The organism is Sporosarcina sp. FSL K6-1508 (genome assembly GCF_038007465.1).
GTDB lineage: Bacteria > Bacillota > Bacilli > Bacillales_A > Planococcaceae > Sporosarcina > Sporosarcina psychrophila_B.
Genome location: NZ_JBBOXF010000001.1, coordinates 2603998 through 2621770, shown reverse-complemented (window position 1 = coordinate 2621770; position 17773 = coordinate 2603998). Strand labels below are relative to the sequence as shown.

Genomic DNA, 17773 nt, shown 5'->3' with positions numbered 1-17773 from the left:
ACTAAATTTTCATACATTTACATGTTCAAATTTAGAAAATGTTTTAGATGCTCCCCACGTTAAAACAAATGCTGTTACGCTCCCCCCAAAGAGAAACAAAAGTGCGGGTATTGTCATATAAGTTATATAATGAATTAACCCAATACCTGCAATTAGGACGATTGTAAGAATAGGATGTATAATTCCAATAATAAACGCCCACCTGATATTTTGAAGAGTGCTCAAGTTGAAGTGAACAAATATTGGAAAAATATACAGTAATATTATTAATAGGATGACACATAAGGCTAGAACACCAAAACTAGCGATAAAGTAAACCATACTTTCTTGAGTCCTCAAAATTTGTAGTTCGATATATAGAATATAACCTATCCCTATTAGGATATATCCCAATAAGTTCGACTTTACAAACTCCTTACGATAGGAATTCCAAAAGGTTGGGAATATTTTTATTTCAACATCTCCAGAGGCCCACTTTCTTGCAACCGCAAACATCCCTGCGGTAGCTGGCATTAGTCCAAAAATGCCTAATCCAACTATTGTAAATACAACCCATAGTATATTAACGTACGCTAACCGCATTGCCCATTCGGAAAATTGATAATAACCTTTTAGAAACCCCTTCATAGTTGTCCCTCCTGTTAGTTGCAGGATTTCATTTCAATTAAACTATGCATATTTCAGTAATAATCTTATTCCTTGATGGATCCAATTAAAACACCCTGAACAAAGAATCTTTGCAAAAATGGATAAGCTATTAGAAGCGGTAAGGATGATACAATAATAACCGCGTATTTAATAAGCCCCCCCGTCCTCACTTGTTCTATCAAGGATTCTGTCTGTTCTCCTGACCCCTCACCTAATTGCATTTGATTTACAACAAGAATTTCCCTTAGAATGAGTTGTAAAGGATATTTATCTCTATCACTCAAATAAATAAGCGCATTAAAATATTGATTCCATAAACCTACTGCATGAAATAGTGACATCACAGCTACAATAGGTAAAGATAATGGAAGAACAATCCGAAGAAATATATAGAAATCCGAGGCCCCATCTATTTTTGAGGCTTCAACTAGCTGATCTGGAATGCTTTGTTGAAAGAATGTACGCGCTACAAGTATTGACCAAGCTCCTACAACTCCCGGAATAACTAAAGCCCACATCGTATCTAACATTCCTAAAGTCTTAATAACTAAGTAAGTTGGTATTAGCCCACCACTAAACATCATCGTGAAAAGGATAATCCACAAAATATATTTACGTCCCATTAACTCTTTTCTTGATAAAGCATATGCACATGGCAACAATACAAACAAATGTATTAATGTACCTACAGTAGTGTAAAAGATAGTATTCCGATACCCTAACCAGATAGATGCGTCTTGCAAAATCAGCTTGTAACCATCAAATGTTATATCTATAGGTAACAGCCACATTTTACCGGAACTCACTGCTGCTGGATCACTTATAGATGCACTAATAACAAATATCAGCGGATAAACGACAATGATAACAATAGCCGTTAAGAATATTTTATTAAGTAAATCAAAACTTTTATCCGGCATACCAACTCTCTTCATATTATCCCCCCTACCATAAGCTATTATTACTTGTTTTTCTGGCAACATAATTAAATGTAATAAGTAAAGCAATGTTAATCAATGAATCGAACAATCCTATTGCTGCAGCAAAACCATATTGCCCTTCTAATAAACCAGCTTGATAAACATAAGTTTGTATCACATCAGACGTTTCTAAGTTCAAACTATTTTGCATTAGCAAAACCTTTTCAAAACCGACTGACATAAAACTACCTATGTTCAAAATAAACAGAACTACAATAGTTGGTAAAATACTCGGTATATTAATATGTAATATCCGTTGCATTCGTGATGCCCCATCGATTTCTGCTGCCTCATGGAGTTCAGGGTTTACTCCCGCTAATGCTGCTAAATAGATAATCGAACCCCACCCTAAAGACTGCCATACACCGGACCATACGAATATATGTCTAAACCACTTTGGACTATCCAAAAAACGAATTTGTTCTCCACCGAAAAGTACTATTAGTTGGTTGACTAATCCGTTAATCGGGTCTAAAAAGATAACAATCATTCCTACAACAACAACAACCGAAATAAAGTGTGGTGCATATGTAAGAGTTTGCGCCCATTTCTTAAATGCGCCATTTTTTAATTCATTTAGTGAAAGTGCTAAAATAATTGGTAATGGGAAAAGTAACAGCTGATACAAACTAAGAATGAGCGTGTTTTTGATTAATCTCCAAAAGTAATAAGAATCAAAGAATCGTGTAAAATGATCGAAACCTATCCATGGGCTTCCCCAGATGCCTTTATTAGCAATGAAGTTTTTAAAAGCGATCTGCACGCCGTACATAGGAATATAGTGAAAAATAATGAAATAACTAAGTGCCGGAAGTAAGAATGCATATAATTGCCAGTTCTTCAAAAAGTTTTTTCTCACTTTATTAAATCCACTATTTACCGGAAGTTTTTTTGGCGATTTTGCCTGGTTTAAATTCATATTTTGACCTCCTTTTAAATTCCTTTATTTGATTAACCGGGGAACGCTATTCCCCGGTTAAATTTAGAAGGTTACACTGAGAACACATTTACTTCTACTTCAATTATTACTTTTGATATCTTTCATATGCACCTTGCTCAATTTTCATATACTCTTCTAATCCCATCTTTTCTATTGTTTTTACATATTCATCCCATTTCGAAAATGAAGTATCTCCTGTTATGAATTTAGCTTGCATTTCAGTCACATACTTACCGAGATCAGCAGCTAAGATTGACATGTTGTCATTCTCCTTTGCTGTGTATGTGAAGCTTGGCCAAACCTCGTCGATAAGATAGGGCTCCAAAACCTTAGTTGCCTCTTTATCTGTTGCTGCATTTTCCGATCCAGTAAAGTAATCATCTGTAACCATGACCGGGTGATTGCCACCTGGATTTATTAAATATTTCGCTAACTCTTGTGTCATTGTTAATCCATCAGGACTATCAGTTATTTTGTCTAATAATACTGGGCCATTTGCTGTTTGTTCATATGTTTCACCCTCAATACCCATAAAGAACATCAAAGCACCTTCATCACTGAAGAAATAGTCCATCCATCTTACAGTTTCTGCAGGGAACTTGTTTTTATCAGTAATAACAAAGTTACCCATTCCCCGGAGTGGAGAAGTTACACCTGTATACATCTTTGTACCATCCGGACCTTCCAAAGCGTTACCTACAACATAGTCTTTTCCAATATCTTCTCCAAACAGTTCAATAGGATTATAGAACTGGGTAGATCCGTATAATTCTTCTGCAGCATTTGCAAGATATTGAGGTACATCAATAGAGTAAATATTTTGCTCAATAAGACCTTCCGTATACAATTTATTCATATATACAAGCATTTCTTTGTATTCGTCCGCTATAGGAAAGAAACGTAGTTCTCCCGACTTCAGATCAGTATCAATCAGCGTATGCAACTGTCCTTTATTTTGAATCCCATATGCACCTGAAATCCAGTGAAGGATGCGCGTCATTGAGACACTGCTTAATGGAACTTCGTCATGTTTTCCATTTCCATTTAAATCAGTCTCTTTAACAGCTTTAAGGTAAGCATAAAGTTCGTCTGTTGTTTCAGGGTTTTTCATGCCCAATTGATCTAGCCAATCCTGCTTAATCCAAGGCTTCGCTCCTATCAGTAATGATTGAAATTCTGGTGAATAAATTGTTGGAAACGAATATATATTTCCATCCGGGAATGTAAGACCCTTTTTAATATCAGGGTACTCTTCAAGTATCTTGCTTAAATTAGGGGCGTGCTTTTCAATTAAGTCATTTAGCGGTATAAATGTCCCTTGCTGACCGTATTTCTGTATATCTGCTACGGGAATAGTCGCCGCATAGAATACATCTGGTAAGGTTCCACTAGCCAATGCCAAGTTTCGCTTCTCTTGCAAACCATCTGCAGGAACTTGATTCCAAGTAATATCAACGTTTGTCATTTTTTCATATTCATCCAAAATTAAAACATTGTTCCAATCATCTGCAGTGGTTGCGGACTTCCCAGCAAAAATATCAAGTTTAATTGTTTCGTTCACAATTGGCATGCCGGATTCATTAAAGTTTTTGCTGTCTGTTTCTACTTCGTTATTTTCCTTATCTTTTCCACTACACGCTGCCAATAGCAACATCACTGAAAGAGCTGGAAATAATACCTTATTAAACTTCATGATCGATATCCTCCTAGTCTTTTTAACTTAATGTCTTGATTTTGGTAAGTTAAGGATTTATATATGAAATCTGTATTCAACTTTGCTCTCTCTATGTATCTCTCACCTCCTTAAATGTATGATTAGTTTCAGCTATTGTAACCGGAAGTTGTCCTTTGACTATTTCTTTTCCAAATATTGCACCTGCAGCAGCTTTCATTGCTAGGTAGGTAAATTCATACGTAGCAATGTATACCGGGACATTCGGAAGATACCTTAAATCGTAAGGGTTCCTCATAGCTACAACAATCAAGGTTGTCCCACTCTTCAGTATACTTTCAATCAAATCAATCTGATGGCTTCCTTCCTTAACCGATAATGTCCCAATAATAACTATGTCGTATTGTATTGCCTTATTAATTATTATCTCTATTTCATCTAGATTTACTGTATTTGAAATTTGATATACATCTGCACTTGGATTGTATTCTTTAACGGCTTCACCCAAAGATGTCTTCGAATCGCTTTTGTCCTCGGCTCCATATACTTGGTTATTTATTGGATTAATAACTAAAACTCGGCTTTTATTATCCGTTGCTAATGGAAGAATCCCATCGTCTTTAACTATTGTCACGCTCTTTTTGAAAATCTCAAACGCTAGCTCTTTGTATTCGTCACTTCCTACAATTTCAGGGACATGCTTCTTATTCTTTAGGGATATAGAATCCCAACTTAGATACTTTTCCTTTAAAACTGTAATCCGTTGAATAGATTGATCTACTAATGTTTCCTCAATCTCACCACTGTTTAATGCACATTGGATTTCTTTAATCGCTCCTATTTGTACATCGTGACTGTGAGAAATCATAACTAAATCTATTCCAGCTTTCAGGGCTGCAACTGCACCTTTTTCCGTTCCGATTGTCTCTGAAATAGCCTTCATTTCCATACAGTCAGTGGTGACAACACCATCAAACCCAATCTTTTCTCGCAATAATCCGTTAATAACTTTTTCTGATAACGTAGCTGGTACACCTTTTTTGTCTTCGATTGCTGGGAAATAGACATGTGCCACCATCACTGTATCTGCACCATCGTTAATGCATTCTATAAAGGGGCGTAATTCAACTTCTTCTAACCTTCTCATATCATGTGAAATTATTGGTAGTTCTAAATGCGAATCGATACTTGAATCCCCATGTCCTGGAAAATGTTTTAAACTTGTTACAATACCAGCTGCCTGCATCCCTCTCATAGCTGCTCGTCCGAATTCAGCAACCTTTTCCGATGAGTCCCCGTAAGATCGAACCCCAATCACCGGATTATCGGGATTATTATTCACATCTAAAACCGGTGCTATGTTCCAATTAATTCCCAATGATTTTAATTCTTTGCCTGTAACGAAGCCAACTATATAAGCATTTTCAGGATCATTTGTTGCTCCTAACGCCATTGCTCCTGGAAAAGTGCTTGTTCCTTTTCCTAAACGACGAACAACTCCATTTTCTTGATCAATACAAATTAAAAGTGGATATATATAACCTGCTTCTTTAGCCTCTCGTTGAAGACTAGTTGTCAAGTCAAGTACCTCATTAGGCGTGCCAATGTTTCGGCTGAATAATATAATTCCACCTATGTGGTAGTCATGAATTAACATCTTTACATTGTCAGGAACTATTTTCCCACTAAATCCAATTACTAATAATTGACCAACTTTTTTATTTTTCTGACTTCCTAGCAAAAAAACACCTTCTTTTATTAGATTTTAGTAATTTCTTATTATCCTCACCGTATATGGAATCGCTTACATTATCACTTTGATTAAGATATTTATCTATAAAAAAACGAACAATTTAACCACTCGAAAATAACTATAATTGATTGACTATTGCACCTAGTACCAATAATTAATAACATAACACAAGTAAACAGGATATGAAACCTCATTTTGAAAATAAAATCATATAGTTGTTTTTATATTTCAGTTCAATATCAATAATACGATATGCTCCTTTTATAATTCCCACTTCTAAACGGTGTGTATCGGGATAATTCAAAGAGGTGCAAGATAAATTGTGAGATAGGATAAGGAATGGATGAGATAATCTTTATAGAGGATTATGAGGTGAGTGAACTGAAATATCGCCTAAACTTTTAATAATATAAGTTTTTAGGCGATATATTTACTTTCAGGTAATTTTTTTCGTTTTCAGGATGAACGAGCATCCTTCTGCCTTTATATAGTAGCCCATTGTAATACCCGCTTGCCCTACGCCGACTATAACCACATCATAGTGTTTTATTAGTTTCGCCTCCTGCATTTTTGGTTACTAATCCCAACAAGCAAGAAGACTTGATCAAAAGTAGTGTTCTTACTGAAAAATCAAAATAGGCAAAAACAATACAAAGTATTAAATATAAAAGCGCAGTTTTATATAATTTAAATTTGGCTAGACTACCGTAATTGAATTAGAGGGAAAAAACCTTAAGGAGGAAAGCACTATTCCAAAAGGAATCCCACCAGAAAATTAGTGTTCCATTTTCGTGACGGGATTATGATATAGCCTATGGGCAGAGTTAAAACTAGTTATGCTATTATTTCAGTAGTTAAATTTACAACTTCTTTTTGATAAACAATAGCATTTTCATAAATACTTATAGATGGCTGAGATAGTTGCCATTAGTACTAATGTAGATATGGTAGAGTACCTGGGTTTCCTCTTCGTATCTTCTGTCAATTTCACGTGTATTCAGTCCAATAAATAAAGAAGTGAGTTCTTCAATGTCAGTTCTCAGTATGAGTGTGATTGTATCAGTGGTAACGACATTTAGAATTTCAGTTTCCCAATACTCGCTGGATTAACTGACTCTTTTGGTATGAAAGGGTTCTATCACTCCGCCCACTTGTTTGCTGTGCATATCATTTAGATCTAGTAAACTGAAACAAAACTGATTCTATCTCACTTTTTAGTACTCCTTTCTAATCAAAATTCTTCAAAAGATAAATTAACTGGTTCATCTAACATCTCAGGAAAAAACTCTATATTCGTCGTCTGTACACTTTCATCCACTTCTTCAAATGAAAATTTGTCCATCCAGATTTCCCCCACCCCTTGCAATAACATCCCGAAAGAAATACTTGCACTTTCTTTTGGGATATCCAAAATAATCGAATAATAATTCCAATCTAAAGTACCAACAATTGGACGGTTGCTCATATTGTCGAACTGCAATACATCACCACTTTGATTATCTACTCGCATCCATGCCCCTGCAAATCTCGCTACATTATCACACTTCACAAAACATGAAAGCTTAATTCTTTTTCCTTTATAATTGTCAGATTTGAATTGTTGCATCATCGTTGCAAACTCATCTTCTTCGAGAACCGTTTCTGATTTTAAATACCCTGATACTCTTCCTTCGTGAACAACTTTATGGTCAACATCCATTTTATAATGATATGGATGACTTCCACTTAAAAACCAACCTTTTATCGGACTTTCCATTTGACTTTTCTCTCCTTCTTTAAATGTAATTATTCTCATCGTTTTTCGAAATTCGCCAGGCGAAAGACCATACAGCTTTTTAAATGAACGGCTAAATGCCTCTTGTGAATTGAATTGAGCATCTAAAGCAATATTAATAATTCGTTCATCCGAATGAATTAATTGTACTGAGGCTAAAGCTAAACGTCTCATTCGTATGTAGTCATCAACACTCATATTTATCGTACTTTGAAAAATCCGATGAAAATGGAATTTTGAGAAGTTGGATGCTCTAGACACATCTTCAAGATAAATCTTTCGATGTAGATTTCTTTCAATCCAATCGAAAGAACATTGAATGACAGCTTCATATTTCAACTTTGCTGGCCACCTTTCCTAAAGTTAATCATACACAGCTTTTAAAAAACCTTTTGATAATAGTTGCGAATTTATAGTTTGTGACGTTTTTACAATTTAGCAATATAAATCAAAATTTATTTGGGTCAAAATGCTAAAGTTGCTTTATCAAAAAGAAAAGAGGATTTAAATAATGAACAAACACATTAAAGTCTGCCTTGCTAGCATAATTCTCGCCACAACAGTAGTTGTTATTCATGGGTTTATAGGCTATTTTTTCGTAAGTAAAATCTTTAATATTTTCAACTTTCGTTCATTAATTCTATTCATTGTTGTGTTTTTTGGAAGCATCACAACCATTGGTGAAGGTACTGAAAGAACTGACTAATTTTCCCAAGAATTCTATCTACCTTCCCAAAATAGACAATAAAAATAACACGCTCAACATTCATTGGATGAATAGAACGTGTTTTGTGTAGTTTAAAAAAACTTACTCTTGTACAATCAATTAACACATTGGCACTAAAACACTTAAACTATACTTCTATTTACTGCAACGTTGTTTTATAAACATCGTCAGGTGAATGAAATCCATCAAAAATAACCGTGCTATCCAAGTTGTGTTTGTTTACAGCAATTGGCGTTAGTAACACAGAAGGGACTTCAATTTTCCCATTATTAACTTTTTGCTCAGCAGGTATTTTCTCACCTTTTGCCATTGCAACCGCTAATTCTGCTATTTGCTGTGTAAGCATCTTAATCGGCTTATAGACTGTCATTGTTTGTGTTCCAGCAACAATTCGCTGTACGCCTGCCAAATCTGCATCCTGCCCGGCAACTGGTACTTGACCGGCTAGTCCAATTGCTGTGAGTGCTTGGATCACTCCACCTGCCGTGGCATCATTCGCAGCAATCACAGCATCAATCTGCTTGTTTGTTGTCCGGAGAGCTTCTTCCATATTGGATTGCGCATTCACTGGAGTCCAATCCTCAGTCCATTGATCATAAACAATGGTAATATCCCCACGATCAATATAGGGACGCAGCACATTGAACACACCTTTTTTCAATAAATGCGCATTGTTATCCGTAATAGCCCCGCCAATATAGACGTAATTCCCATTCGGTACGAGGTCAGTAATCGCTTTGGCCTGCATTTCGCCCACTTGTTCATTATCAAAAGACACATACAGATCGAGATTCGCATTTTTGACAAGTCTGTCATAGGCAATTACTTGTATCCCTGCAAGATGGGCCTTGTGTACAATCGCAGCTGTTGCCTCAGCATTGTGTGGAACAATTACTAAAAGGTCGATCCCGCTTTGAATAAGGGCCTCTGCCTGTGAAATCTGAAGTGCATCATCTCCATTCGCAGCTACAATCTCGACTTCCGCTCCTAGTGCTTCAACGGCATCCCTGAACAAATCTCGATCTTTCAGCCAGCGTTCTTCAAGTAATGTATCCATCGAAAATCCAATACGTATCGGCTCATGCTTCTCACTGGGCGGTGTCGTTTCCTCAGATTCTCCGGTTTCCGGTATCTGCTTTGACGTACTTATACTAGCAACTAGAAGCAAGGCTATCCCCGCAAGACACACGACTCTAATCTTCTGTTTCATCTGCTCCCCCTTTCAAACTTCAGCTTTTTTACTCAATAACGTTCTTCGGTATTCCTTCGGGGATATTCCACACATTTTCTTGAATACCTTGCTGAAATAATTCGGCTCATGATAACCGACCCTCAAATGTAATTTCCTTTAAACTTCTCTCTGGATCATTCAAAAGTTTTTTTGCTTTTTCAATTCGGCACTCCGTCAAAAAATCGATGTAATTAATACCCAATTTTCCCTTGAACATTTTACTAATGTAAATCGGGCTTAAGTTGACCCGTTGCGCGAGAATATCCAATGAAATAGCCTTGTGTGAATGTTCGTAGATGAATTGTTTAATTTGGTGTATCTTATCATCCTCAACCTGATCATAATGCGCGTCGTAGATAGCATTCATGCGTTCCAGCAGAAGAAGCGTTTCCGTTCGTAATTGACGGTAATCCTGTACTTGAAACGGGAAAAAAGGGGCGTTCGCTTCCATTCCCATCTCATCCATAACCCGGTTCGCAACCCAGAGCAACTCGAGCACCCGCTGCTGAGTGTAGATCAGTGAATTCCCTCCATTCTCATGCTGCCGAATCAAATCCAACACACCAGAACGAATGGACACCCAATTCCCTAAACGAATTTGGTCAAAAAAATCTTTCTGTTGCCGCTTGATAATTTGATTGTCCGTTTCTAAACTTAAAGCTGGAACGTCAGCATAAAAACGACTTTTTGCCGCTAGCGTTGTATCTATGGTCGCAATGAGCGCTTCTTGATACGACTGACGTATTTCGTCTAATGGCTCATAAACCTGGCCAATCCCTATAAACCAACCCGAACCCATTTGCTTTTTGCCCAATGATAAAATTGATGCAGCTAATGTAATCGCTTGTAATCGAAAAGATTTCTCCTGATCACGGAACATAATGATAGGAAGCTGACGTCCATATAACGCACCTATCCAAGCAGTTCCGTTTTCGCGCACCTTTTCCTTGATGGATATATAATAGTGCTCTCCCCCCTTCGGCAGTAAGACCACTAGAACAAATTTTTCAGCAGTGGAGCGAATATTCAGCATCTCAACGAGCATATCGATATGTACTTCATGTATATGGTCAAATAATAGCTGTGTCACGATATCTGTTTCCGCTAGTGTCAATGCTTGTTGCCACTTTTCATGCTGTATCTGACTTGTTGCCTCTGCCTCACGTTCACGCCTACATTCCTCTAGAACCCTACCCACTGTGTCGACAATTTCACTTGCCCTACTCGGCTTCAGCAAGTAATCTTTTACACCGAGCTTGATAGCTTCTCTCGCATAATCAAACATATCAAATGCCGTCACCATTACAAACTTGATAGAAGAATGCTCTGCCTGGATTTTTTCTATAGCTTCAAGCCCTGTCATTCCAGGCATCATAATATCCATTAAGATTAAATCCGGTTGAATTACATTTGCTAGTTCAATTGCCAATTTACCATTTTTCCCTTGGTATATAGTAAGATCGGGAAATGCTTTTTGTAAGATTGCCTGCATCCCTTCTCTTTCAATTGGTTCGTCATCAACGATAAGAAGCTTCATCAGCAACTTCCTCCCTTGCCGTTGGAATTTGTATGATTACTTTTGTACCCCGACCTTCCTTGCTATCAATTGCGATTAAATCCTCTGCTCCATAAAATAACTGTAATCTTTTCACCACGTTCTGAAAGCCGATTCCTGTAGAATGTCCTTCCATTGGCGCGACATCTCCATTTATCAGTTGCTCCATTTTCTCTCGAGCTATCCCTTTTCCACTATCTTCGATTTCAATGATGACCCCTGATCCATCCTTCTTAATCCTGAACCATATGATTCCCCCGCTCTCTTCGGGTTCAATAGCATGGATTACGGCATTTTCAATAATGGGCTGAAGGGTTAAACCCGGGATTTTCACCTGTAAGCAAGATTCATCAATGTCAGATTTAAATTGTAAACGATCTCTAAATCGCGCCTTTTGAATTTCCATATACTGATTCAAAACAACCACTTCTTCAAACAACGTTACAGAGCGGTCAATCCGCTTCAAATTATAGCGTAGCAAGCCTGCTACGCTAACTATGAGATCACTTGTCTCCTCCGCACCATCCAAATACGCCTTTTTCGACAATGTGTTCAATGTATTGAATAAAAAGTGTGGGTTTATTTGGCTTTGTAAGCTCCTAAATTGACTCTCTTTCAACAACAACTTGCTTTGCTGAAGCTCATGTTCAAGCTGGGCCTTTTGCCGAATTTCCAATATTAAGTCATTAATGTTTATACGCATTTTATCAAAGGTCTTTGCTAAAAAAGCGATCTCATCATTGGATTTCACGTCAATTCGTTGATTAAAACGACCTTGTGACAATTCATTAGCCGCCTGTGTGAGCTGATGAACCGGTCTCGTAATGCTAATTGAAAACCAATATGTAGCCAATAGTGACACGACGGTGATCAAAAGCAATAACCAGATCCCCAGCTTTTTCAGCTCCTGCGACTGTATGATAATATCCCTATAAAATCGGTCATACGTCTTCAATTCCCGATCTAAAATCGTTAAGGTCATTTCAGATATGTACATAGAAATACGATTTGCTTCATTGAATTGGTTGGTCGAGCCTTCCATGTCTTTTGCCTCTGAAAACATAATGGAGCGATTGGTCGTCTCGATAAGGCTATCGATTAAATGAATATAATTGGTTACTGAAAATGCATTTTCTACGTTTCGCAGCTCCGCTACATCCAGTTGTACCTCTTCAATAAAGGCGATGCTCTTCTCTATCTGTTGCTTATGATTATTTGTCGTGTCGAATAAATAATTATTTAAATTGGTAATTATCTGCTGACTAGCTGTTGTCACTTCATTCATTCGCAAATAACGCTGTAAAATAGCATTGGATTGTTCCTGCGTTTTCTGATTGTAATGCGTAAGCGTCAACCAAATGACCCCCATAATCAGCAACATAACGGAAACGAGGATCCAAATCTTCTTTTGGATTGTTGTCATAGTCCTTCAGCCTCCACTACGACCATGCGCGTTTCGGTAAGATAACCATTCGAATCAAGCGGGACAGTTTCGCCTGAAATCCATTCCATCAACCATTTCACACTCTCACTGCCCATCTCTTCCGGCTTTTGTTCCAAAATCCCATCAAGCTTACCTTGTTTTAATAAAGCTGTTGATTCAGCCCCATCATCAAAGGTATAAATATGATACGGCTCGACCTGCGTGCGTCTTCCTATTTCTTGAATCATCGGCCCTGCATAATTTGCATTGATGGCTATAAAAGCAGAGACCCACGGAACTTCATTCATTGCCTGCTGAGTCGTTGCCATGATTTGTTCCTTTGTATCCGCGGTCCCTCTAATAATTATTTCAATTCCTGGATATCCGCTTATTACATTCTGAATACCGGCTAAACGTTCCTTCTGATAATATGCTTGCTCTTGATCGCCAAGTATAATTACTTCTCCTGTCTGCCCCATTTCTTTTATCAATTGACGGGCAACCACTTTTCCTGCCAAAAATTGATCCGAACCCACGTAGGTTTTTCGCAAGCTCTCTTCCACAGGAACATCGTTTGCTACGGTAATAACAGGAATCCCATAAAAAGCTGCTTTAACCTTTGTCAGCTCTTTAAATTCTTCATTATCTAGCCCTTGTACGATAATTCCGTTCACTTTTGAATGAATGGCAACCTCCATTTTCTTCAAAAAGTCAGCTTGGTTGGTGCCATAGCTTCCCCACACTTCGAGTTGAACATTTTCTTCTTGCGCCTGCTTTACAGCCCCTTTACTGACCTTATTCCAAAAAGGAGTATCAAGCTCTTGCGTAATGAGTACGAGACGAATAGATGCCGGTGCAGAGGAGAGGTTAGCAGGCATCTCACTAGTTGAACGAAAGGCTTTAGTTGCTGATACAATAGTCAAATAGCCAAAAATCACAATGAGCGCGCCAAGCATAAGAACAACTTTTTTCCGCATACACCTTCCTCTTTCCCCATGCTTTTTCCTTTCATCTTACCACTTGCCGAGAAATTAACAATGACTTACAAAACGATATCAGGCACCCCACAAACAGGATGCCTGATTATTCTAGCCTTCACTTTTAAGCCCGTTGCTTACGAGTCATTACGTCGAAGATTACTGCTCCGGCTAAAACACCGCCGCGTATCATATATTGATAGGAAATCCCGACGCCCAGTAAGTTCATCCCGCTTGATAACGAAGCCATCACGATAGCTCCAATTATGGCACCTGTCACTTTTCCAACACCGCCTGCTGACGAAACTCCCCCCACATATGCTGCTGCAATGGCATCAAGCTCAAAGAGAGTTCCGGCTGTCGTCGTTGCGGATTGAAGCCGTGATGTAAAAAGAATTCCGGATAATGCAGCGAGCATTCCCATCGAACCAAAGACGATATATGTAATCTTTTGTACATTGATTCCACTTAAATGTGCAGCCTCCGGGTTACTACCGACTGCATAAATGTGACGACCGAGTACTGTTTTAGTCGTTAAGAAATGGTAGATTACTACAACGAAAATTATAATGACAACCGTCCAAGAAAATCCATTATAGCCTGCTAAAATCCATGTAATATAAGCAATGATAGCTGATATCAAAACAAGCTTTACGCTAAATATCCCCTTAGACATTACATCAAAGCCATACGTCAATTTGTTACGACGATTGGCGATTTCATTGTATATATATAAAAGAACTCCAACAAATCCTACTAATAACGTCAGTAGATGCAAGCCATTAATTTGCATAATCGATGGAATAAATCCATTCCCAATCGCATTGAATTGTTCATCCCTAACAATAATCGTTCCCGTTTTTTCTGTAACCTGGAGGAGTGCACCACGGAAAATCAACATCCCAGCCAGCGTAGCAACGAATGATGGAATTCCAATTTTAGCAACTAATACCCCGTTAAATAATCCAATGATAGCGCCTAAAATTAAAATCAGTGGAATAGTAATCCATACTGACAAGCCCATTTGCGTCAAGAAAATGGCTGTAATCGCACCTAGAAATCCTGCTAAAAAGCCCACCGATAAATCAATATGACGAATGACGATAACAAGGGTCATCCCAACTGCTAAAACCGCAATATAACCAGCAGAATCCAGTAAGTTACTTATGTTTCGAGAAGACATAAACAAGCCGTTCGTCATAATCGTAAATGTTAACAAAATAACGATTAACGCAATATACATCCCGTAATCTCGAATATTGGCTTTGACGAGCGCTTTAGTTTCTTTATAAAATCCCAACGTTATCCCTCCTATTGCGTCGCAAGTTCCATAATCGCTTCTTGTGTCGCTTCCTTCATGGCCAGTTCTCCTTTGATCGAGCCATTTGCCATAACATAGATACGATCACTCATCCCTAGCACCTCACCAAGTTCAGAGGAGATCATAATAATACTCATACCTTCGTCAATCAACTGATTCATAATCGTATAAATTTCGAATTTCGCCCCAACATCGATTCCCCTTGTCGGTTCATCTAAGATTAAGATCTTAGGTCCAGTAAACAACCATTTCCCAAGCGAAACTTTTTGTTGGTTTCCCCCACTCAATTTGCCAACTATTTGCTCTAGTGAACTCGCTTTAATATACAAAGAGTCTTTGTACTCTTTACCAACCTTCACTTCTTCATTTAAATTGAGAATCCCCTTCGTCGAAATACCTTTCAGATGCGCCGCTGAGACATTACTCTTAATATCCTGTAATAAAAACAGTCCGTCTCCTTTTCGATCCTCCGTCACATACGCAATACCAGCCTTAATCGCATCACTTGTATGCTTCAGTACTTTTGGCGCCCCTTGAATTTCCAAATCCCCTTGTAACTTATAGTTTTTCGGATTCCCAAAAATGCTAAGAGCAAGTTCTGTACGACCGGACCCCATCAGACCAGCAATCCCAATAATCTCGCCTTTTTTCACGTGAAGATTGATGTTTTTCACAACATTTCTTCCTAGTTGCGTGTCATACGCTGACCAATTATCCAATTTGAGGACAGTGTCTCCGATTTTCTTGTCAGGATGTTTCGGATAAATGTCTTCGATTTCACGTCCTACCATATTTTTGATAATGACATTTTCCGCTACTTCCCCTTTACTTGCATCTAGCGTACAAATCGTCTTGCCGTCCCGCAAAATCGTTACTTTATCCGCTATCTCGATAACTTCCTTCAGCTTATGAGAAATCATGATGCAGCTAATTCCTTGGCTTTTTAATTCCTTTAGGAGTTTTAACAGATTTTCACTGTCATCTTCATTCAGTGCTGCCGTCGGCTCATCTAAAATCAGCAGATTTACATCTTTACTTAATGCTTTGGCAATTTCTACGAGCTGCTGTTTTCCTACACTTAATTCCCTAATCAGTGTTTCCGGCGTCACTTTCAGCTTTACTTTTTTCAGTATCTGCGTAGCTTGAACGATTGTTTGATTCCAATCAACGAACGGACCCTTTTTCACTTCATTGCCAGCAAATATATTTTCATAGACGGACAAATCCGGAAAGAGTGCCAACTCTTGATAAATGATGCCAATACCAGCCTTCACACTATCGCTAATCTCATTGAACTGTTGAATTTGATCTTCAAATACGATATCTCCGTCGTATGTGCCAAATGGATAAACTCCGCTCAACACCTTCATTAGCGTCGATTTTCCAGCACCATTCTCCCCAACCAAACAATGAATCTCTCCTTTTCTCACTTTGAAATTCACGTTTGATAGGGCCTTGACTCCCGGGAACTCTTTAGATATGTCATTCATCTCTAAAATATATTCGCTCATTCTATCGCCTCCCTAACCCAAACAAAATAGAAATGGAGAAATAGTGATAGATTACACTATCACTATTTTCCATTTTCCAATGTGATACTTTTACTCTAAACCTGTGAATTCGCTTGCCTCGTAGTATTCAGAATCGATTAGCTCAGATTTCACGTTATCTTCATTCACCACGATTACGTCCGTTTGTTTCGCTTTAATTTCAACTGAACCATTATCATAAGAACCTGTTGTTTCTGGTGTATTGCCATCTAAGATTTCAACTGCCATACCCATCGCATCTTTCACAAGTGCACGAACGTCTTTGAATACCGTCATCGACTGTTTTCCGTCGATTATATATTGGATAGATGCTTTCTCTGCATCTTGCCCAGTCACAAAGTAACTTGAAATTACACTATCAGAAGCAAATACGTCTGCGATTGACCGAGCTGTTCCATCATTCGGAGCTAGAACTGCAACATCACCTTTTAAGTCGTCACCCGCAGCTGTTAAGTGTGTTTGTGCTTTGTTTTTCGCATCATTTGCATCCCAGTTCGTTGTAACTTGACCAATAATTTTTCCTAGTTGGTCGCGCGAAAGATCGACTGAATCTTTTAACCCCTCCGCTTCACTTGAGTTAGCAATTTTAAAGGTACCATCTGCAATTTTCGGTTGAAGCACTTTCCAGGCCCCTTCGAAGAATAAAAATGCGTTGTTATCTGAAGCCGCCCCTGCATAAAGGTATAGCGGAACGTCAGACCCCTGTGCATTGTCCACTAAATACTGTGCTTGTGCAGCACCTACTGCTAAACTATCGAATGTTACATAATAATCCACTGCATCCGTATCTGTAATTAAACGGTCATACGCTATAATAGTTACACCCTCTTTTTTCGCTGCTTCTACTGCAGATGCAGCAGCCGCACCATCATGAGGAGTGATGATCAATACCTTGATGCCTTTATTTAATAATGCCTCTACATTTTCTTTTTCTTTCGCTGAAGACCCTTGACTAAATAAAATTTCCGTTGAATAATCTGAATCTGCTAATGCATCCTTGAAACGTTGCTCATCCTGTACCCATCGAGGTTCATCCTTCGTCGGTAATACAATACCTACGTCAACCGAACTACCTCCGTCATTGTTACATCCAGCTGCGACGAGTGCGAACACCATCAAGATTGCCAAAAATGTTAACCCCTTAAACTTCTTAATCATTTTTTTACCCCTCTCTTTTTGAATAAAAAGTATTTACTACTTAATCATAAACTCTGAAAATTCA

The 17773-nt window shown here is 38.1% G+C and carries 14 protein-coding genes; all 14 read right to left on the bottom strand.

Annotated elements, in window-relative coordinates:
* Positions 1–9: 9 nt before the first annotated feature.
* A complete protein-coding gene (locus MKZ11_RS13025; RefSeq protein ID WP_340794846.1) occupies positions 10–627 on the bottom strand; it encodes a YesL family protein in 618 nt (205 codons plus the stop codon).
* Positions 628–692: 65 nt separating this feature from the next.
* On the bottom strand, positions 693–1583 hold the full coding sequence (locus MKZ11_RS13020; protein ID WP_340794845.1) for a carbohydrate ABC transporter permease: 891 nt from the start codon (positions 1581–1583) through the stop codon (positions 693–695).
* 10 nt (positions 1584–1593) lie between these two features.
* The gene (locus tag MKZ11_RS13015; RefSeq protein WP_340794844.1) at positions 1594–2547 is read right to left on the bottom strand and encodes an ABC transporter permease; all 954 of its coding nucleotides are present in this window, start codon (positions 2545–2547) and stop codon (positions 1594–1596) included.
* Between the two features lie 106 nt (positions 2548–2653).
* Positions 2654–4261 carry an extracellular solute-binding protein gene (locus tag MKZ11_RS13010; RefSeq protein ID WP_340794843.1) on the bottom strand — a complete coding sequence of 536 codons (1608 nt, stop codon included), beginning with the start codon at positions 4259–4261 and terminating at the stop codon, positions 2654–2656.
* A gap of 91 nt (positions 4262–4352) precedes the next feature.
* Positions 4353–5981, bottom strand: coding sequence for a glycoside hydrolase family 3 protein (locus MKZ11_RS13005; protein ID WP_340794842.1), 1629 nt, complete (start codon positions 5979–5981; stop codon positions 4353–4355).
* A gap of 1243 nt (positions 5982–7224) precedes the next feature.
* Positions 7225–8106, bottom strand: coding sequence for a helix-turn-helix transcriptional regulator (locus MKZ11_RS13000; RefSeq protein WP_340794841.1), 882 nt, complete (start codon positions 8104–8106; stop codon positions 7225–7227).
* A gap of 527 nt (positions 8107–8633) precedes the next feature.
* Complete coding sequence (xylF, locus tag MKZ11_RS12995) at positions 8634–9704, bottom strand: D-xylose ABC transporter substrate-binding protein (protein ID WP_340794840.1); 1071 nt, start codon at positions 9702–9704, stop codon at positions 8634–8636.
* Positions 9705–9716: 12 nt separating this feature from the next.
* Positions 9717–9830 (bottom strand): helix-turn-helix domain-containing protein, encoded by a 114-nt coding sequence (locus MKZ11_RS12990; RefSeq protein WP_340794839.1) that lies wholly within the window; start codon positions 9828–9830, stop codon positions 9717–9719.
* Entirely contained in the window at positions 9811–11262 is a 1452-nt protein-coding gene (locus MKZ11_RS12985; RefSeq protein ID WP_340794838.1) for a response regulator, read from the bottom strand. The genes MKZ11_RS12990 and MKZ11_RS12985 overlap by 20 nt, the downstream gene beginning before the upstream one ends.
* The gene (locus tag MKZ11_RS12980; RefSeq protein ID WP_340794837.1) at positions 11243–12703 is read right to left on the bottom strand and encodes a sensor histidine kinase; all 1461 of its coding nucleotides are present in this window, start codon (positions 12701–12703) and stop codon (positions 11243–11245) included. Before MKZ11_RS12980 ends, MKZ11_RS12985 begins: the two co-directional genes overlap by 20 nt.
* On the bottom strand, positions 12700–13680 hold the full coding sequence (locus tag MKZ11_RS12975) for a substrate-binding domain-containing protein (RefSeq protein ID WP_340794836.1): 981 nt from the start codon (positions 13678–13680) through the stop codon (positions 12700–12702). The genes MKZ11_RS12980 and MKZ11_RS12975 overlap by 4 nt, the downstream gene beginning before the upstream one ends.
* Positions 13681–13804: 124 nt before the next feature.
* On the bottom strand, positions 13805–14923 hold the full coding sequence (locus MKZ11_RS12970) for a sugar ABC transporter permease (protein ID WP_340797007.1): 1119 nt from the start codon (positions 14921–14923) through the stop codon (positions 13805–13807).
* Positions 14924–14991: 68 nt separating this feature from the next.
* A complete protein-coding gene (locus MKZ11_RS12965; protein ID WP_340794835.1) occupies positions 14992–16512 on the bottom strand; it encodes a sugar ABC transporter ATP-binding protein in 1521 nt (506 codons plus the stop codon).
* A gap of 90 nt (positions 16513–16602) precedes the next feature.
* Positions 16603–17709 (bottom strand): sugar ABC transporter substrate-binding protein, encoded by a 1107-nt coding sequence (locus tag MKZ11_RS12960; protein ID WP_340794834.1) that lies wholly within the window; start codon positions 17707–17709, stop codon positions 16603–16605.
* Positions 17710–17773 lie beyond the last annotated feature (64 nt).